We start from the raw sequence: 19899 nt of genomic DNA, 5'->3' as shown, positions 1-19899 counted from the left end.
CTTATTTAATCTAAAACACCTTCAAACATCTTAACAGACTCGATGTACCCTTTTTTCAGTTCGTCTGCAAAGGTTTCATCATATTCGTCTGCAGTTGCTACAACATTATTATACATGATGAGTGTAGTTTCAACATCATCATAGTTTTTAGTAAGACCGTATTTATCTAGATTACTGTAATAATCTATTCTGTCTCTAAAAATATCAACTAAAGTATTTGCTACTTTTTGCGCTTTTTCTTTAGTGCCAAGTTTATAGTAATTCTCAATATAACCCAATACCATTCCGTAGTGCCCATAACGCTTTATAGGCATCTTATCAATCGAAAGATCTAGTATTTCTTCAGCTTTATCTTTCTTGCCTTCTTTAATAAGAGCTTCTGCAAGTCGAACTAGATTATTTCTAAAAGAAATTCCGTTTTTGCGCGTTTCAACATCAACGTAAATAGCATCGCTATTAGAGTTTTTCCAATCCCACTTCTTTACATTGTTATACATTACATCTGTATTAATGCGACCAATGTCTAAAATACTTCTACTACGACCGTCTGCATACTTGCTTGAGGTTTTTATAGGCACAAATTTATAAGCCAATCCTTCTAGCTGTAAATAATCTTTTAACCATATATATTCTTCGGCCGCATGCGCACCTCCTGTAAAGTAAATTGGACGCTCCCAATTACTATTAGCTAAAACATCGAGCATTAAAATGCGATTTTTAGTTAATCCGTTTTCATCAATATCAAAATCTATGTATGGTAAAATTTTATCAGCATCTTCAGGAGCCACAATTCCGTTTTTCAATACTGCTTCTTTGTCAACATATAAACGTAATTTATTAGTTGGATAGATTTTTTCGGGAATACCATCTTCTTCAAAATCTATAAATGTTCTTGGGCTATCACTTTTTAGCCATTTCATGAAGAAATCTAAATCAACTCTATTCTCAGATGGTTTAGATTGAATTGAATCACCATCGAATAAGCTAATGGTATCTTTAACAGCTACATTTTTTAAATCAATAGGGATGTGATATGCTACATCTAATGTACCTGTTCGATATTCGTTATGTGTTAATTCTGAAGGAATAGGATCTGCGTCATAGGTTTTACGCTTTTGTTGATCGATATACCAATCGGTAGCAAATAAACTTGTATTGACTAATTTGATATCTGTGCGATAATTTTCTACTTCTTGCATATACCATAATGGGAATGTATCGTTATCTCCAATGGTAAACATAATAGCATTTGGTTGGCAAGAATCTAAATAGGCTTTTGCATTATTATGTGTTGCCCATCGACCTGAACGATCATGATCATCCCAATTCTGAAAACCCATTAATGCAGGAACTGCCAACAAACAAACTCCTGTAACGGTTAATGCCGCAATTCTTGGGTTGAGCTTGTCTTTAAGCATATCAAACAGTGCAAGTACTCCAAAACCTATCCAAATGGCAAAAATATAGAAGGAGCCAACTACTGCATAGTCACGTTCTCGAGGCTCAAACGGTTTGGGATTGGTATAGAAAATAATAGCCAATCCGGTAAATAGGAAAAAGAGCAATAAAATGTAAAAGTTCTGTTTGTCAAATTTTATGTGGAACAATAAACCTATTAATCCTAAGATTAGTGGAAGGAAGAAATAGGTATTTCTACTCTTATTGTTCTTCATTTCATCGGGTAGGCCATCCTGAGACCCCAAATGGAAATTATCGATAAAAGGAATTCCGCTTAGCCAATTACCATTATTATCTAGTTGTCCTTGAATATCATTTTGACGCCCAACAAAATTCCACATAAAGTAGCGCCCATACATATAACCGAATTGATAATCGATCATAAACCTAAGATTTTCTCCAAATGTTGGTCGGCGTTTGCTACGTTGAGGAATTCCTGCAATAGCTTTATAGTTAGCTATTACACTAGGCGAAGGGTCTACCATTCTCGGAATAAACCCTTTATGTTTATCGGTATAATTAGGTAGTGCGTTTTTATATTTATTTACAATAACGTATTTGCCCGTTTTTTTGTCTTTCTCGTATTTAGGCTTGTCATCTCTGTATGGATCTTTAGGATCTTGTTGACGTGTCTCTGAGTAATAGGAATCATAAAAAATGCTAGCATCACCATATTGTTCACGATTGTAATAAGCTAATAGTTCGCGGGCACTAGAAGGATTATTTTCATTAATTGTAGTATTAGCATTCGCACGAATTGGTAACATTAACCATGATGAGAATCCTATCATACAGAATAGTAAGCATAGCACTAAGAGATTAGCGCCATAAAGCTTCTTTTTTCGAGTATAACGAATTACAAAATAAAATACCGAAATCAATAAAATACCGGCAATAATACTTCCCGAATTAAATGGGAGGCCGATGGTATTAATAAAGAATAATTCCATAGCGCTGAAATAGGCGAGCGTGTATGGGAAAAGCATTTTAAATACAAAAACTAACACAAGTACAGCAACAATATTGGCTATGATGAATTTTTTTGCAGTAATGCTATTGTAACGTTTATAAAAATATATAAAAACAATAGATGGTATTACCAATAATGAGAGTATATGTACACCAAATGATAGGCCAACAATTAAACTGATAAGTAGAAGCCACTTATCACCACGAGATTCATCCATTTCGGCCTCCCAACGTAGGCCTAGCCAGAATAATAGTGCCATTAAGAATGATGACATAGCATATACTTCTGCCTCAACTGCACTAAACCAAAAGCTATCAGAAAAAGTATAGGCCAATGCACCAACGAGTCCGCTTCCTAAAACAGCAATTAGTTTTGCTCGGGTAACCTCTCCTGTTCTTACTACAACTTTTTTGGCCAATGCTGTTATGGTCCAAAATAAAAATAGAATGGTAAAAGCGCTGGCGAGACCAGACATGAAATTCACCATTTTGGCGATTTGCATTTCATCTCCTGTAAACATCGCGAAGAAGGCACCTAACATTTGAAAGAGTGGTGCTCCCGGTGGGTGACCAACTTCTAGTTTAACAGCGGTAGAGATGTATTCTCCACAATCCCAATAACTTACTGTAGGTTCTAAAGTCAAAGTATAGGTCACTAAAGCAATAGCAAAAGCGATCCATCCTAGTATAATGTTAAATTTCTTATAATTGAAATCGTTCATGTACGTTTCGTTAATTTCTGTTGAGGGCGAATTTACTAATAATAATCGATTCATGTTAAACGATTATTGTATCGATTGGTTTGTTGTATTATTAAAATACTGTTAAAGTTTATGAATGAATTTTTTGTAAAAAATGTTTGTTGAATTAAAAGTTTGAATTAAATTTGCACCCGCAATGGCCCATGGTGTAATGGTAACACTCCGGTTTTTGGTACCGTCATTCAAGGTTCGAGTCCTTGTGGGCCAACAAAAAAGCTCTCATTTTTGAGAGCTTTTTTATTTTGTATTTTTAAGAAATAATCCCAATTTTCACTTCCTCTTATTGATTCTTAAACTACTAAAGGTAAATCTGATCTATTCGTAAGGTATTATGTAAATATTGTAAGTTATTTTAAGAGTTGGTTCAAGGTCTAGAAAAATGCCGTATTGTTCTAAGAAGTTTTTTAAAAACCTTGCCAATCGCTATTTCTCATGTAGAGCTTCAAATTTTTATTTTTAGGATGAAAGTTTGTCAAACGACTAATTCTAGGTAACTATATTTCTTATATTTGGATATATCATATAATAGATATATACGTAATACGGATATACATGCGTTGGGCACAATATGAACAAACATCGAATGAAATACATAATTATCGGAATTTTATTTATCTCAACTTCTGTTTTTGGACAGGAGTTTAATTTTGATATTCATAATACTTCCCTCTCTGAATATTTGAAAATGGAGGAAAGTTTGGGAAGCGAACAAATTCCGACTACTTCAAATCACGTTTCTTTTAGTGGAGAAGCACAACCAATTAAATATTTAAGAAAAGAGAAAGTTATTCCTGACTTAACGGCTTTCTACTTTTTCAAAAAAGCGGATTCAACGATGTCTTACGTTCTTTACGAATGGGACGTTTCGAATTTTGAGAAACAAGACAATAATCAAAAATCGGAGAAATTTCAAAAAGCCTTAATTGAAAAATACAAAGGTCTTAAAAAAGAAATTTCAAATGAGTTCGGACAACCAGAAGTAAAAAAGAATTATTCAAACATTAGCCGATTGGATTCTATAAACTCTTTTGTAGAAAGTTCTACTTGGAAACCTAATGATAGCACCGAAATAGAAATGTATACAACCGTTTCTAACTATTACGAAAAGAAAGGTGCAATGACTATTAATCCAGTTCATAGAATAAGACTTTACATTAAGAACCAATCAAAGGAAAAGGAAAAAGAAATTCCAAAATTGGACGAGAAAAAACTGGCTGAATTAGAAAAAATAAGGTCTGACTTTTTTACGGCATTAAAAGCCAGAGATTTACCAAAATCAAAAGATTTTTTATCGGATTTAATTCTTGAAAAAGTAACTGACGAACAAATTAATATGCTGATTGACAATATTAATTTTAACAAACAAACGGAATTGATTTACAGCGGAGTTCAAATGGGATTTAACGGAAGTATATTCACACTACTTCAGTATAAATATTCAGATGACAATTCAAGTCCACCAAATGAAATGATAAAGTTGATTTTTGACGATAAAGACAAAGTTGTAGGAATACAACCAATTAAAATGCAAAGTAAAATAACTGATTAAAAAATACTGTGCCCAACAATGGCTATAAGTAATTGCTTGTTCTCGCCTACTTCTGAAAATCCTCGAGGATTTTTCAGCTTGGTGTGTACTTGCAAAGTTAACCGCTAAACCACGCAACTACTCATAGCCGAAGCCGTTGTAAGCCATATGAAAAAAACATTCGTCATATTAATTTCACTAACGATTTTCATTTCTTGTGTTGAGAATAAAAAACAACCAGTTGCAGAAATTGAAGATTCAAGCTTGGAAAATGAATATGTTGAATTTGACCCAATTAAATACGTTTCAAATCCAGAAAAGTCAGATACCCTTTGTATATCTGAAATTAATAGAGCTAAGGATGAAATAAAAATGAATGGAATTGCATTCACACAAGAAATTGGATTTTTATACGGACATAATCGATATGAAAAAGAACTTAAAGAACTTTGCAAACAAAATGGTTTAAATTATGAAATTGACTTAATTGGGTGTGTCGTTTTTGAAGGTCAAACTCAAGGATGTTATGGAGCTTATATGGATAAAGTTCTAGCAGATAAATATGGAATTGATTTTAAACAGCAAATACACAAGAAAGCTGACAGCTTATTTCTTCAAAATGTAATAAAAAACAATTTGACTGTTTACTATGGAGATTGTGATGAAAGACCAAAATTATCGTCTGAAAAAAGTAGAAGTTCAGACTATATTCCTAGCGTTAGAGTTAAAAATTTAGACATCAAAGAAGATAAATCAGAATATGGCGGATGGCCATTTTTTGATGTTGGTTTTACAGTAGAAAAGGACAGTACAATTAATAGTTTTTATATCAATCATTTTTTTGAAGGACTGGAATCCAACAAAAAATATAAGAATGAATTATTTGAGTTAGCAAAAAATCATTTAAAGAAAAATTATCCTACTTGGATTCCAGGAATTGTAAATGGAACTCAAGTAAGAACTGATAACAATGTGAGGATACATTTAATAAAAGAATAAAAATACGGCTTACAACAATGTATATAAAAAATAGGCGAAACAGCAGTAAAATTATGGCTTTTGGCTCGTATCAAGCTTTGTGCTTAGATAATAGTTTCGTGCTTCGAAATCGCCTACTTTTCATATACAAAACGTTGTGCGTCACTATAAAAAACAAACATTAATAAACTATCAAATATTTTAAAACTCCGTCAAGCTTTAGAAGTTTATGTGAAATTTTATTGAACACTTTTGTCCAATTTCTAAATTTTCAATCATTAAGAATATAAACGTTTATTAATAATTCATTAAAAGTAAAAGACATGAAAAATTTTATGATGTTGTTCCACAGTGAACCAAATCCTGATTTTAACCCTACTCCTGATCAAATACAAGATGAAATTAAAGCTTGGCAAGATTGGATGGAAGGTATCGGCGCACAAGGCAAACTCAAAAATCCGGGAGAAGCTTTGGGCTTTGAAGGAAAAACCATGCACTCTGATGGTTCTATTACAGATGGTCCCTATGCAGAAGTTAAAGAAATTGTAGGAGGTTTTATGATCGTCTCGGCTGATTCTATTGAAGAAGCTATCCAACTTAGCAAAGGTTGTCCTGCATTAACTAGCGGAGGCAAAGTAGAAGTTAGGGATATTATGGTTTTTGATGGGATGTAGTATCCTGTTTAACTAGGAAATGTAGTTACATGGATGACAAGCAACTTTCTGAGATATTCAAGTCAGAGTACAGTAATTTGATCGCTGTACTCTGCAAGTATTATGGGGTAACCGATCTACAATTAGCCGAAGACATTGTATCCGATACTTTTCTAAAAGCTATGAAAACATGGTCCCATAAAGGCATCCCTCAATTTCCAAAAGCTTGGCTCAGGAAAGTAGCCCAGAACCTATTGAACGAACATTATAGAAGAAAGAAAATCTATGAGGAAAAAATCACTCCCGAATTAAGTACAGGGAACCATCAAATTGACGTCACTGAAATTACCAATGAAATAATTGAAGACAGTCAACTTCAAATGATATTTGTGCTCTGTGACCCTGAGTTTAATAGGGAATCCCAGCTCTGTATTGCTTTAAGAATTTTATGTGGTTTTAATATCGAAGAGATTGCCAGAGCACTTTTATCAAACAAAGAAACAATTAATAAAAAATTATATAGAGCTAAAAAAGCAATTAAAGAACGTAAGCGGGTTGAAACGAATCTCACCCCAGACCAATTTATTTCAAGGCTCGACAATGTATTAAGAATCATTTATTTATTGTTTAATGAAGGGTATTACAGCAGTGTCAATGAGGAAAATATCCGTCATGAAATATGTTGGGAAGCCATACGGCTTAGTCTTTTCTTGTCTCGACAAAAAATCTTTCCAAAGCAAAAAATATATGCCCTAATAGCCCTCATGTGTTTCCATGCTTCTAGGTTAGATGCCAGGACATCAGGAGAAAATGGCGATCTTTTATACCATGAACAAGATAAAAGAGAATGGAACAAAGATTTGATTAAAAAAGGCAGGAAATACCTTAACCTTTCTGCTATGGGAACTGTTGTGAGTAAGTATCACCTTGAAGCTGCAATCGCTTTTTGGCATACAGAAGAAACCGAAGGAAAATGGGACAATATATTGCAGTTATATAATAAGTTGCTCACCATAGAATATTCACCCATCATAGCTATGAATCGAACCTATGCCCTTGCACAGGCCAATTCTATTGATGAAGCCATTCAAGAAGCACATAAATTAGAATTAAAAGATAACTGCCATTATTTCTGTTTGTTAGCTGAGCTTTACCGTATGCACAACAACATTAATAAAGAAATAGAATATTTAAATAAAGCACTTGAATTTGCGAATAAGAAAAATGAAAAAGAGTTAATCAAGGATAAATTAGAAAAAGCAAGGCGATAACATCTTAAAATTGGTAAAGCGCCATATATTCAGAAATGAGGAGTCGCTAATCAAGGAATTAATTTTACCGCCAAGAATTAAAAAATAAAGCTGAAGCAGAGTAAATAATACCCCGAACAAAGAATAAAATAAATTTAAACTATAAAATGAAACAGATTATTCTAAATGCTACTATTATACTCGTCCTTAATTTCACGGCTTGTAACAATCAAAATAAACCTGAACTAGAAGGACATAAAGTAGATTCTGGCAAAGAGCAAATGACTAATGAGATACAAAGTTATATCTCCATTTTTGAAATCCCAGCAACAGATATTTCACGAGCAGTTAATTTTTATCAAGCAATATTGGGCATTAACATTGAAAAAATGGAATTCTCAGGAATGGAAATGGGATTGTTTCCATACGAAGGACAAATGGTAACAGGAGTCATAATTAAAGGAGAAGGATACCAACCTTCAGCAGATGGAGTAACTATATACCTGAATGGTGGAGACAACCTTCAGGTAATTCTTGATAAAGTTGAGAAAAATGGTGGGAAAATCATCGTTCCAAAAACTGCCCACGCAGATGAAAGCGGATTTTTTGCTTTGTTTTTAGATACGGAAGGAAATAAACTAGGTCTAAATTCACCAAACTAAAAAGAATAAAAAGCGAACGCACAACAAGGTATAAAAGCAATAGCGGTTCGGGTGCAAACTCGATCCGTTTTTGTATTAATTCAGTATCTTACTATCCAAAAGGTAGTAGCTTTTAGTCCTCTACAGCTTTTATACTAAACGTTACCATACATTTGAAAAAATTAGTTTTAATATCATTTATTTTAGTTTTTCAACTAAATCTATATGCTCAAAAAAAGATCGTGGGTATTGTCCAATATTATAGGACAAGCCCAACTGAGGATCGGTTTTCTATGTCTACTTCTAAAGTTGCGATCCGATCATTGAATTCAAGAACACATAAAATTAAAATAATTCAGGACGGAATTGTAAATGAATATGAAACAAACAAAAATGGAATTTTCAATGTTGTCGTTTATAATTCTGAAAAGGTTGATATAATAGTGAATGACTTCGCTAAGCTTCTGAAAGGACATTTCAGTTACAAAACTGAGGAATTGAAAGATTCTGTATTTTTAAGAATCTCTGATCAAAAAATAGCAATTTATACAGATTCCATTTCATCTCCGAAATTTTATGCAAAATATAATGAAAAACAGGCCTTATTAGATTTCCAAAATGGTCGGAAACGGATTTTAGGTGCTGCTAGCGGATTTGCAACCAAAGAAATGAGCGATCGAAGATCAGAGCTTAGTAAAAAGTACGGATTTGAATACGATTATATTGTGGGTTGTATAACTTCAGAACCTAAAATGAGAATAATGTATCGATACAATGAAACCATGAAAAAATTAATCGGTATAAAGAACGTATGGTAACAACGTGTATAGTTCATTGCTTCGGATTTTCCCTTCGGAAAACCCCTCATAAAAGAACTATCACCAGTTTTATTTATTAAATTAGTCGTTAAACCAAACGCAATACACCATACACCGCCGTTGTGCCTAATGCAAAGTCCGAGATGGAAGAACTAAAACTTGAAATCGAGAAATATATACAAAATGAAATTGATACAGAATGGCAAGAGTTTTCATCACACCTTATGGTTAAGACAGCTTCAAAAAGGGAAATAATTTTCAATCAGACTGAAATTTGCAATGAAGTCATTTATATTTTGGAAGGTATCGCTGCATCTGAATATAATGAAGGAGAGAAATACATCATTACAAGGTTCTTTCAGTACGGTAATCTCTGTTCCAATATGGTAAGTGCGTCTACTAAAACTGTTCAATCTGATAATGTAATTGCAATTACGAATATGAAATACGTGTCTATACCATTGAACTATTTTATGAAAATGTATCTTCATTCAAGTAAAATTGGAATATTCTTTAGAAAGAAGATTTTAGAGCATCTCGTTGAAGCTAAGAATTTTATTAGTATAAAAACATCCACTGCTACGGAAATACAATACTCTTTTATGAAAGAAAATTACCCTAAGATTATTACAAAAACCCCCTCAAAATATGTAGCAGCCTTTATGGGTATTACGCCCGAAGCATTGAGTAGATTCTTAAAAAGACGCTACAGTTCTTAACCCTCATCAATGTTTTTGTAGTGCCTGCCAAACTACCTTTGCATGGAATTTTAAATGATATGATTATGCAAAAATTAAGCATGCCAAAAGAGCGAAAATTTGATTGGGAACTAAAACCTACTTCATCTGTACACTGGGGACAAGTAAAAAGTAAATCAGGGCAAATCTGTGTTGTTTTAGAACATTCCTTATTAAGAGGTATAACATCGGAAATGATCGCCTGGTGGTTTAAGAATTTTGCAAATCTGAGCGTAACTTTAGAGGATGTTGAAGGATACGAAGGAAGAAAAGTGCCTGCTTATCTGTTATGGCATCCTTCCGACCACATAGCTGTTCAATTTAAGGGAAAGCTTGGTAAAAACAATACAGCAATAGCCGGAGGAAAAATTCATATTCAAGAAGCGATGCAATACTTGAGATATGGCTTTAAATATCCAGTGGACAACAAACTAAAGATCTTCTACTGTGAAAATGATGGCTGGGGAATGGGTAGGCAAATCCCGTTACTTGGGAAATTGGTTTTTCTAAGAATATCTTATAAAGATGTATATGAAAATGGAAAAATAGCAGGTGTACATTATCACTATGAGGTAGTTGCCGGCACCAGTAAACGGAATTTCTTGGCAAAGGCCATTAACAATAAAATTGTTGGAGGTCTTACAGCCGATTTTTGGGAGGCATGGATAACTCATAACGCTATTGAAGTAGGAGTTTTTGAGAACTTTCTTCCAGCTCTTTACAGCCAACGAAATGATTTAAACAATTTACACTATTCGAAAAGTATGAATCCGATAACCAAAGACATGTCACCAAAAAACCAAAAAGGTTTTGACATTGAACTTCTTGAAAAGAGATTAAAAGGCTTTGAGCAAAGTGAAAATGCCTTTGATTATCAAAATGGAGCTGGAAAAAGTATATTGGGATAAACCACTAGGTACAACAACGTATATAATTTATTGCTAGTAATCATCTGCTTATGAAAATCCTATCTGGGCTTTCTATTCAGTTTGTATTTACTAAATTAGTTGCTATGCAACTAATCATACACAAACCGTTGGCAATCATAAAAAAGGGAATGAAATTTGATGCTATATTAATAGAATATGGGTTTAATCAAGTTACGAAATAACCGATCAAGAGTTGTAGCCACAAGAAAGTTTGCCGTAACACTTCCATTATTATCAATAATTTGTATTGGAATCTTAACTATTCTCTCATCTTTTTATGAAGAAAGTTGGACTTACAATTGGGATGGAATAAATGCTAGTTTAAAAGACTCAATAAAAGTTGCTGAGATTAGGGGAATTACAAGTGGTGCAGGCGGAATGGGAAGGTCGACGATGGATGAAGTTCAAAGAAGGCTGTGGATAATGAAGACAGCAACCGAATCTGAACTCCTAAGACTCATAGAATATCCAAGTGGTACGGTTAAAGCGATTGCCTATGAAGGATTAATTCGGAAGAAAAACTATAAGGAGAAAGCGGATTTGTTCATAAAAGCATTAAATGAGAAAGACTATCTTATTAGTTATCAAATGGGGTGTATTGGAACAAGAATGGAAATTGGAGAATATTTAATGACTTATGTATTGGAATTCAACGGAAAATTTTATCCCCCGCCCATCGAACATAATTTTGTAATCTCAGAACGGGAAAAACAAAAGATTCTCGCTGCCTATCAGAATAAAAAAAATACGGTTGCCAACAACGTCTATAATCCATAGCTACTTTCTTGCTTCAAAAAATATTTACTACTTTTAATTAGTGCTGGTTCCTTACTCCGAAATTCTCGTGTATTTCCCGTAACTAATCATACACAAACCTTTGGGAGTAATCAATCTCGATTGAGAAAATTTATAAGAATGAATCGTGAAATAATAGATATAAATGATTATACAATCTTGTTGGAAGAGGCTTCTACCGATTCTAATTTAATAGATTCATGCTTTTTTGACGAGCCTGTAATAGCTATCGCCTTTTATGGTGCAGGTAATGTTGGTCTTAACGTAAAATTTAATGGAAAAACCAAAGAATTCTATCACACCAAAGGTATGGTACTATCATTTTATGCAGACAATAAGGTAGAGTTTGAACATCGCGTTTCTCAGCTAAAATCGCTGCAATGTTTAGTAATCGCAACTGCCATTAGAAATATAGACAAATTACCTAATGATGAAGGTCATTTCTTAGAGCAATTTTTATATCAATTAATTCATCCAAAAGATCATTATGTTGAAGGTCCAGTATTTAATATGAGCCCAGAAATGTTTCAATTGGTTGAGCAGTTCTTTAGCAATACATACGAAGGCGAAATTAAAATGATGTTCTATAAAAGTCATATAACAGCTTTACTCTCTCATTATTTCGGACAATTAGCAAAACAACAAAACACAAAACTTAATACTTCGCAGTTGGAAAAAATTAATCTGGCTCAAGAAATTTTATTATCCAATTTAGAAAATCCACCTTCACTAACAGAATTAGCCCATAGAATTGGAACCAATACTAATAAACTTAAAATAGAATTCAAAGCACAGTTTGGTGTTCCTGTTTTCAAATACTTACAAAACGAACGGTTAAAGAAAGCTTACAGTTTAATAAAAAATGAGCGAAAATCTATTCAAGAAACCGCTTGGGCTGTAGGTTATGACAGTTTAGGTTCTTTTTCAAACGCTTTTGAAAAAAAGTTTGGCTATAGACCCAGCCAAGTATAAAATTCTTTTCGAATAAATCATAATTCTTTTTGAATAAGTAGCTGGTTTAAAGCTGCAATAGATTTGTATCATAATTAAAAAAACAAAAATTATGAAATCAAACATTTTAGTTATTGGCGGAACCGGTAAGACTGGTCGCCGAGTAGTTGAACAACTACAGAACAAAGGAATTGAACCCAGAGTTGGTTCAAGAAACGCATCTCCAAGCTTTGATTGGGACAATAAAGAGACTTGGGTAAATGCCCTAGATGGTATCGAAAAAATGTATGTTACTTATTATCCTGACCTTGCTGTTCCAGGAGCCAAAGAAGCCATACAGAGTTTAACTTATTTAGCGAAGGAATTAGGTGTTAGAAAAATGGTTTTGCTTTCTGGAAAGGGCGAAACTGAAGCAGAAGCATGTGAAAAAATTGTTATGGATTCTGGTATAGATTATACAATAGTGAGAGCTTCTTGGTTTAACCAAAATTGGAGCGAAAGTTTCTTTTTAGAACCTATTCTTTCTGGAGAAGTAGCATTACCAATGTCTGATGTTTTAATTCCATTTGTAGATGCTAATGATATTGCAGAAGTAGCGGCAAATGTTTTACTAGACGACGCCTATAATGGTGAAATTATTGAGGTAACAGGTCCAGAATTAATCACTTTTAAAGATATTGTCAATATCATTTCAAAAACTAGTAACAGAAAATTAAACTTCTATGACATTACATTAGAACAGTATGTTGATGATATGAAACGAATGCAAGTACCTCATAATGTTGTATGGTTAATTGAGTATTTATTTAGTCATGTTTTAACCAATCCAAAAAATCAACTGGTCGTTAATGATATAGAACGAGTTTTGGGTAGAAAAGCAAAAACATTTTCAGAATACGCTCAAGAAACCAATGAAGCTGGAATTTGGAACTAGGTAAACGCCGAATAACTATTGCCAAAAACATGTATAAGTAATAGCGATTTGAATTAAAACTCAAATCGCTATTACTTTTTATTTTGTAAATTACTTTCTGAAAAGTAGTGTTCAGAAATTCGCTACTAATTATATGCAAAGAAGTCAGCAATATTGAAAACTCAATAACTTGGTATGTAAATAATATTGGATTTGAAATATTAAATAAAAAAGAATATCCGCAAGCCGGATTTAAACAGGCTAATTTAAAGCGTGGAAATGTTTTAATTGAATTGATCGAATTAAAAACTGCTATTTCTGCTAAAGATGTTATCCCAAATTATAATAGCAAGACTAAGATGACCGGATTCTTTAAAATAGGCTTTTTAATTTCTGATTTTGATAAATGGATTCACTATTTGAAAATGCAGAAAGTTGAATTTCATGGAACAGTAGTAAATCAACCAGAATCAGATAAAAGAATGGTAATCATAAAAGACCCTGATGGTAATCGGATTCAATTTTTTGAAAAATAATCTATTGCTAACAGCATATTTATAATCAATATTTTTTAAGCGTTGTTCAAGGATTTCTATTGAAAACTTATCATATCACTTACTTTTTGCTAACTTAGTTTTCGAACAGTACAAATGACACATAAGTCGTTAGAAAAAGCACCCAAAATGGAACTAATAGCGCGTTACGACCTTCATAAAGCAGACTATTCAAAACTACATTTTGAAATGAATGATGCCAGAAGTTATTATGAAAAAAACCAGGTTCTTAGCTCCAAACCTCACAATCATAGCTTTTATCAGATTATTTGGTTCAAGAAAAAGGGAAGGCATTATATAGATTATGAAGTGATTAAACATAAAGAGAACACTCTTTTTTTTATAAATAAAAATCAGATCCATTACTTCTGTAGAGACTCCGCAAACGAAGGTGTACTCTTCCATTTCAATGAATTCTTTATAGAAAAATATAACGCAGAACTAATGAAACGCTTTTCTTATTCTATTTTCAATGAAATAGGCAATCCGTTTGTTATGCTTTCAAGTATTGATGTTGACAGACTTGAGGCTGTAAGTTCAGCTATTGAAATGGAGATAAAAGACAAAGATTACTTTTATAAAGAGCAAATTTTTTCATTTTTTCAAACCTTATTATTTCAAATTGAGCGTTTGAAGAAAAAGCAAAATGCTTTTGGTATCAACGTTGATAAAAATCATCATCTTGCATTTCTCTTTAAGAAATTAGTGTATGAAAATATGGATTCGTTTTTAAGTCTAGAAGATTATTGCTCTAAACTTAATATTAATATTAAAAATCTAACCACCATCTGCAAGCAGTACCTTTTTGAGACACCGGCAAATGTTATTAAAAGTCTAAAAATTCTTGAAGCCAAACGAATGCTTGCAAATCATAAAACAACTGCTAAAGAAGTAGCCTATGCTATTGGTTTTGATCAACCCACTTACTTTTCAAAATACTTTAAAAAAGAAACAGGACTTACACCAAAACAATTTCAGGCTTCTCTTCCCTAATTTACCATTCATTTACGCTAGTTTACCATTTCAAGAAAATGTTTGTCAAGACATTTGTATCAAATAACTAAAAAACAGATATTATGATAAAGCAAGCATTAATAATTGGTGGAACCACAGGAATGGGGAAAGCTACAGCAGAAAATTTACTAAGAGAAGGTATAGAGCTAATTATTGTTGGTAGACCAAACAAAAATTTAGATATATCAAGACAGGAACTATCGGCTTTTGGTAGTGTAAAAACTATCGGATTAGATTTACTGAATTTAACTGCCGTCCAAGACTTTACAAATTCTTTAAAAGAAGTGGTACCAAATTTAAAATACTTATTGAATGCAGCTGGATACTTTAGTCCAAAGCCTTTTTTAGAGCATACCGAACAAGACTACGACATATATCACAGCTTTAACAAAGCATTCTTTTTTATTACGCAAGTTGCTGCTAACATTATGAAAGAAAATGGGGGAGGTTCTATTGTAAACATTGGATCTATGTGGGCGAAGCAAGCTATAAAAGCAACACCTTCTTCGGCATACTCTATGGCAAAAGCGGGTTTACATAGCCTGACACAACATTTGGCAATGGAATTAGCAGACCACAATATTAGAGTAAATGCCGTTTCGCCTGCTGTAGTTGTTACACCAATTTATGGTGCTTTTATAGAGAAAGACAAAATAGAAGAAACCTTACAGGGATTTAACGGATTTCACCCAATAGGAAGAGTTGGTAAACCAGAAGACATTGCAAAAACCATTCATTTTTTACTGACAGACAATAGCTCTTGGGTTACTGGAGCCATTTGGGATATTGATGGTGGTGTAATGGCCGGAAGAAATTAAAAAAGTGTAAAATACCTCCTTGTTTCAATAGTGGCTATACAATTTCATTGAAGAAAATTGATTTGAAATAATTAACAGATAAAAAGAAGACCGACGATGGGATACTTGGTATGGCATAAGTGAAGGAACAAAATTAGAGTGGGCTGGTATACAAACGCTATCGGTTTTAAAAATATTGAAAAATTACGATAAAATTGAAAGATAAAACCGTACACAACAACGTGTATAGCCCATTACTTCAGGTTTTCCTGTAAGAAAATCACTTGTAAAGAACTATAGCCAGTTTTATTAAATTAGTCGCTAAACCAAAACCATTAAAGGTTAAAATAAACAACTGGTAATAGATAATTTTCTATTTCACAACGGTCGTTAGATGCTTTTTTGTAGATTCTCTTACGGTTAATTTGGTCTCTATTACCTCAGTTTTATAATCTTTATTAGAATCGTCATTATTTTTTAAACGCTCTAAAAGCAGGTTTACCGCAGCTTTTCCAATTTCTAAAGGGTGTTGACTTACTGTTGTTAAAGCTGGGGATGACAATCTGGAAATTTTATTATCTGAAAAACCAATTACACAAATATCTTCTGGTACTTTATATCCTTTTTGTTGCGCAACTCGTAAGGCGGTAATTGCCGATACATTATCGGTAGCCAAGATGCCATCTATATCTTTATGTTCTTCTAGAAGTTTTATAATAGTAGATTCAAATTCAGTTTTGTGATGAACACTGGCAAGTATTTCTTTATTAGTATAAAATTTATGTTCTTTGATGGCTTGGCTGTACCCTTTTACTCTTAATTTACCAATACCTATATCATCAAAAGTACTGACTAAAGCTACCTTTTTGCAATTTAGCCGTAACAAATACTGCGTCGCTTTATAAGCGGCTTCAGCATCATCAATTACTACTTTGTCACAGTTTTTAACTTCTGAGGCAACCCTGTCAAACATTGTTATTGGATATCCTTCGTCAATAATTTTTTGAAAGTGGTTGTGTTCACCCAACTTTTGAGTTTCTTTTGCTACAGATAATATATAGCCATCTACACTACCATCAGACAGTAAATTTAAGCTTTCAACTTCTTTTTGGTATTTGTTATTTGATAAACAAATAATAATTTGATACCCTTTGTTATTTGCCTCTTCTTCAATGCCTAACAGTACTTTGGCAAAGAAATAATTAAGAATATTAGGAATAATTACCCCAATAGTTTTTGTTTGTCTGTTTTTTAGATTTAAGGCAATCTTATTGGGTTTGTAGTTGTATTTTTTTGCAAGAGCTTTAACACGTTCTATGGTTTTTTCATTGATTTCATAGCTGTCTTTTAAAGCTTTTGAAACAGTTGAAATAGATAAGTTTAATTCTTGGGCTAGTTGTTTTAGAGTTATGTTGTTTTGGCTCACTTAAGGTTAAATTTTAAAAGTAATTACAGGTCTTAACGCATGATTTGCAAGATCTTTACTAATGCTTTCACTAAATAAATTATACAATCCACTTCTACCATGCGTATTAATGGCTATAACATCTGCTTCAATTTCTCTTGAAAAGTTTAAGATACCTTCTTCAATTGTTGAATCGTTGTATACATTCATTGTATAATTATTGAATTCGTATTCGTCAATAAAATTATAGAGACGCTGATTCGACTTTTTTGTCGATTCAAATTTATGAATTGTATTGATATATAGTAGATGTAATTTTGCACCAAATAAATCTCTGAATTCTAGTAATTTAGAGAATGTTTTTTTGCTTTCTTCACTAAAGTCTGATGCAAAAACAATGTCATTAATGTCAAAATCATTAATATCTTCTTTAATGACCAATACCGGAATGTGAGAAAGGCGCACTACCTTTTCTGTGTTCGAGCCAACCAACATTTCTTTTAAGCCGGTGGCACCCTGTGAACCCATTACGATTAAATCTACTTCTAGTTTCTTACTCTCTTCAATAACTCCTTCAAAAGCCTTGTGAAATCGCACATCTTCTTTTACATTTAATCCTTCGAAAAAAGAGAAAGACATAAATTCTTCAAATTTTCTATGTACCCCTTTCATATAATAAATTGCTTGAGCTCCTCCACTAGTGTTGCTGGAGTTTCCGGCATCTATAGTTTCAGATGGAATGTCAAACATATGTAGCAATACAATTTCGCTATTAGTTCTTTTAGCAATACTTGCTGCAACTTTACAGGCATATTTGGCTTGATCGGAGAAATCAACCGGTACTAAAATTCGATTCATAAAGCGATGATTTTAAGTTAGTTCTATAAAGATACTAATATTAGTAATAACGTGCCTATTTTGTTAGTAATAAATTAGTTTGTATATTTGCAGCGAAAATAAAAGATAAAGAATTTGGAGGGGACAAAAAAGTCCCCTCTTTTTATACAAAAAATGAACCAAGAAACGGTTAAAAATTTAGTTGAAGAGGCAATTTTAGAGAATGAGAGATTATTTTTAATCGAGCTTAAATTTTCTCCCGGGAATAAAATTACTGTAGTGGTTGATGGTGATGATGGAGTACCACTAAAAGAATGTGTTCGTATTAGTCGTCATGTTGAACATAATCTAGATCGTGAAGAAGAAGACTTTTCTTTAGAAGTTACTTCACCTGGAGCTACCGAACCTTTGGTAAAGAACAGACAATTTAAAAAGCATATTGGTCGAACGCTACAAGTAAAGACTGAAAATGAAAAACTTGAAGGTAAATTGACCGCTTTAAATGATCAATTTATAGAGCTTGAATGGAAGGTTCGTGAACCAAAACCCATTGGTAAAGGAAAAACCACCGTTGTAAAAAAGGCAATGGTTGATTATAAAGATATAAAAGAAGCTAAAGTGAAAATAATTTTTTAATTAGAAAATGAAATGGAAAACATTGCATTAATTGAATCTTTTTCAGAATTTAAAGAAGATAAAAGTATTGACAGAGTAACGCTTATGGCAATACTTGAAGATGTGTTTAGAGCTGCCCTTAAAAGAAAGTATGGTTCTGATGAGAACTTCGATATTATTATTAATCCTGACAAAGGTGATTTAGAGATTTGGAGAAACCGTGTGGTTGTTGAAGATGGTGAAGTTGAAGATCCAAATGAAGAAATTTCATTAGAAGAAGCGCGTAAAATTGAGCCGGATTTTGAAGTTGGTGAAGATGTTTCAGAGGAAGTGAAACTGGTTGATCTTGGAAGAAGAGCGATCTTGGCATTACGTCAAAATTTGATCTCTAAAATTCACGAGCATGATAATACGAATATCTTCAAACAATTTAAAGAATTAGAAGGTGAAATATATAGTGCAGAAGTTCATCATATTCGTCATAACGCAGTAATTCTATTAGATGACGAAGGTAATGAGATCATCTTACCTAAGAGTGAGCAGATAAAATCTGATTATTTCCGAAAAGGAGAATCTGTAAGAGGTATTATTAAATCGGTTGAATTACGTGGTAATAAACCGGCAATTATTATGTCAAGAACTTCACCTGAATTCTTAACTAAATTATTTGAACAAGAAATTCCTGAGGTATTTGATGGTTTAATTACTATAGAGCGCGTTGCGAGAATCCCAGGTGAGAAAGCGAAAGTAGCGGTAGATTCATATGATGATAGAATTGATCCTGTAGGTGCATGTGTGGGAATGAAAGGTTCTCGTATTCATGGGATTGTACGTGAATTAGGTAACGAAAACATTGATGTTATCAATTTCACCAAGAATGATAAGATTTTTATTGCTAGAGCTTTGAGCCCTGCCAAAGTAGTTTCGATGGAAATAAAAGAAGCTCTAGAGGGAGAAAAACCTAGAGTTGATGTATATTTAAAGCCTGAAGAGGTTTCTAAAGCCATTGGTAAAGGGGGAGTTAATATTCGCTTAGCAAGTCAATTAACAGGTTATGAGCTCGATGTTCAACGTGAAGGTATAGAAGATGAAGACGTAGAATTAACAGAGTTTTCAGATGAAATCGAAGCTTGGGTTATTGGTGAATTGAAAAATATCGGATTAGATACTGCTAAGAGCGTATTAGATCTAGATGTCTCTGATCTGGTTAAAAGAACAGATTTAGAAGAAGAGACTATTTTAGATGTTCAGCGTATTCTACGCGAAGAATTTGAAGATTAGCAATAAAAAATCTAA

At 32.9% G+C, this 19899-nt stretch carries 19 protein-coding genes and 1 tRNA gene; 17 read left to right on the top strand and 3 right to left on the bottom strand.

What is annotated here, in order from left to right; genetic code table 11:
- Positions 1 to 5: 5 nt before the first annotated feature.
- Positions 6 to 3203 carry a protein O-mannosyl-transferase family gene (locus tag AC1EUU_RS15115; RefSeq protein ID WP_480202283.1) on the bottom strand — a complete coding sequence of 1066 codons (3198 nt, stop codon included), beginning with the start codon at positions 3201 to 3203 and terminating at the stop codon, positions 6 to 8.
- Positions 3204 to 3325: 122 nt separating this feature from the next.
- On the opposite strand from AC1EUU_RS15115, the gene AC1EUU_RS15110 reads away from it, so the two are divergent.
- The 15 genes from AC1EUU_RS15110 (at position 3326) to AC1EUU_RS15040 (ending at position 15767) form a co-directional block, all read left to right on the top strand.
- Positions 3326 to 3396, top strand: a tRNA-Gln gene (locus tag AC1EUU_RS15110).
- A gap of 375 nt (positions 3397 to 3771) precedes the next feature.
- The gene (locus AC1EUU_RS15105; protein ID WP_480202282.1) at positions 3772 to 4737 is read left to right on the top strand and encodes a hypothetical protein; all 966 of its coding nucleotides are present in this window, start codon (positions 3772 to 3774) and stop codon (positions 4735 to 4737) included.
- Between the two features lie 147 nt (positions 4738 to 4884).
- Positions 4885 to 5715 (top strand): hypothetical protein, encoded by an 831-nt coding sequence (locus AC1EUU_RS15100; RefSeq protein WP_480202281.1) that lies wholly within the window; start codon positions 4885 to 4887, stop codon positions 5713 to 5715.
- A 314-nt stretch (positions 5716 to 6029) separates the two neighbouring features.
- Entirely contained in the window at positions 6030 to 6368 is a 339-nt protein-coding gene (locus AC1EUU_RS15095; protein ID WP_480202280.1) for a YciI family protein, read from the top strand.
- A 29-nt stretch (positions 6369 to 6397) separates the two neighbouring features.
- Positions 6398 to 7618 (top strand): RNA polymerase sigma factor, encoded by a 1221-nt coding sequence (locus AC1EUU_RS15090; RefSeq protein WP_480202279.1) that lies wholly within the window; start codon positions 6398 to 6400, stop codon positions 7616 to 7618.
- 146 nt (positions 7619 to 7764) lie between these two features.
- A complete protein-coding gene (locus AC1EUU_RS15085; protein ID WP_480202278.1) occupies positions 7765 to 8259 on the top strand; it encodes a VOC family protein in 495 nt (164 codons plus the stop codon).
- A 221-nt stretch (positions 8260 to 8480) separates the two neighbouring features.
- Positions 8481 to 9056 carry a hypothetical protein gene (locus AC1EUU_RS15080; protein ID WP_480202277.1) on the top strand — a complete coding sequence of 192 codons (576 nt, stop codon included), beginning with the start codon at positions 8481 to 8483 and terminating at the stop codon, positions 9054 to 9056.
- Between the two features lie 143 nt (positions 9057 to 9199).
- The gene (locus tag AC1EUU_RS15075) at positions 9200 to 9775 is read left to right on the top strand and encodes a Crp/Fnr family transcriptional regulator (protein ID WP_480202276.1); all 576 of its coding nucleotides are present in this window, start codon (positions 9200 to 9202) and stop codon (positions 9773 to 9775) included.
- A 65-nt stretch (positions 9776 to 9840) separates the two neighbouring features.
- Positions 9841 to 10701, top strand: a complete 861-nt coding sequence (locus AC1EUU_RS15070; protein ID WP_480202275.1) for a hypothetical protein — start codon at positions 9841 to 9843, stop codon at positions 10699 to 10701.
- A 177-nt stretch (positions 10702 to 10878) separates the two neighbouring features.
- Positions 10879 to 11499: a hypothetical protein gene (locus tag AC1EUU_RS15065; RefSeq protein WP_480202274.1), complete on the top strand. Its 621-nt coding sequence runs from the start codon at positions 10879 to 10881 to the stop codon at positions 11497 to 11499.
- 138 nt (positions 11500 to 11637) lie between these two features.
- Positions 11638 to 12489: a helix-turn-helix domain-containing protein gene (locus tag AC1EUU_RS15060; protein ID WP_480202273.1), complete on the top strand. Its 852-nt coding sequence runs from the start codon at positions 11638 to 11640 to the stop codon at positions 12487 to 12489.
- A 91-nt stretch (positions 12490 to 12580) separates the two neighbouring features.
- Positions 12581 to 13402 (top strand): SDR family oxidoreductase, encoded by an 822-nt coding sequence (locus AC1EUU_RS15055; protein ID WP_480202272.1) that lies wholly within the window; start codon positions 12581 to 12583, stop codon positions 13400 to 13402.
- Between the two features lie 107 nt (positions 13403 to 13509).
- The gene (locus AC1EUU_RS15050; protein WP_480202271.1) at positions 13510 to 13917 is read left to right on the top strand and encodes a VOC family protein; all 408 of its coding nucleotides are present in this window, start codon (positions 13510 to 13512) and stop codon (positions 13915 to 13917) included.
- 114 nt (positions 13918 to 14031) lie between these two features.
- A complete protein-coding gene (locus AC1EUU_RS15045; RefSeq protein WP_480202270.1) occupies positions 14032 to 14928 on the top strand; it encodes an AraC family transcriptional regulator in 897 nt (298 codons plus the stop codon).
- Between the two features lie 83 nt (positions 14929 to 15011).
- Positions 15012 to 15767 (top strand): SDR family NAD(P)-dependent oxidoreductase, encoded by a 756-nt coding sequence (locus tag AC1EUU_RS15040; protein WP_480202269.1) that lies wholly within the window; start codon positions 15012 to 15014, stop codon positions 15765 to 15767.
- A 352-nt stretch (positions 15768 to 16119) separates the two neighbouring features.
- On the opposite strand, the gene AC1EUU_RS15035 is transcribed toward AC1EUU_RS15040, so the two are convergent.
- Positions 16120 to 17172 carry a LacI family DNA-binding transcriptional regulator gene (locus AC1EUU_RS15035; RefSeq protein WP_480202268.1) on the bottom strand — a complete coding sequence of 351 codons (1053 nt, stop codon included), beginning with the start codon at positions 17170 to 17172 and terminating at the stop codon, positions 16120 to 16122.
- A gap of 6 nt (positions 17173 to 17178) precedes the next feature.
- Positions 17179 to 18009, bottom strand: a complete 831-nt coding sequence (locus AC1EUU_RS15030; protein ID WP_480202267.1) for a universal stress protein — start codon at positions 18007 to 18009, stop codon at positions 17179 to 17181.
- A gap of 153 nt (positions 18010 to 18162) precedes the next feature.
- Between AC1EUU_RS15030 and rimP the strand changes: the two genes are divergently transcribed.
- A complete protein-coding gene (rimP, locus tag AC1EUU_RS15025) occupies positions 18163 to 18624 on the top strand; it encodes a ribosome assembly cofactor RimP (RefSeq protein ID WP_480202266.1) in 462 nt (153 codons plus the stop codon).
- Positions 18625 to 18636: 12 nt separating this feature from the next.
- Positions 18637 to 19884 (top strand): transcription termination factor NusA, encoded by a 1248-nt coding sequence (nusA, locus tag AC1EUU_RS15020; RefSeq protein ID WP_480202265.1) that lies wholly within the window; start codon positions 18637 to 18639, stop codon positions 19882 to 19884.
- Positions 19885 to 19899 lie beyond the last annotated feature (15 nt).

Source organism: Maritimimonas sp. 2205BS37-2, assembly GCF_056591755.1.
The sequence above is the reverse complement of the archived record's forward strand: the minus strand, read 5'-3'. Positions and strand labels throughout refer to the sequence as shown.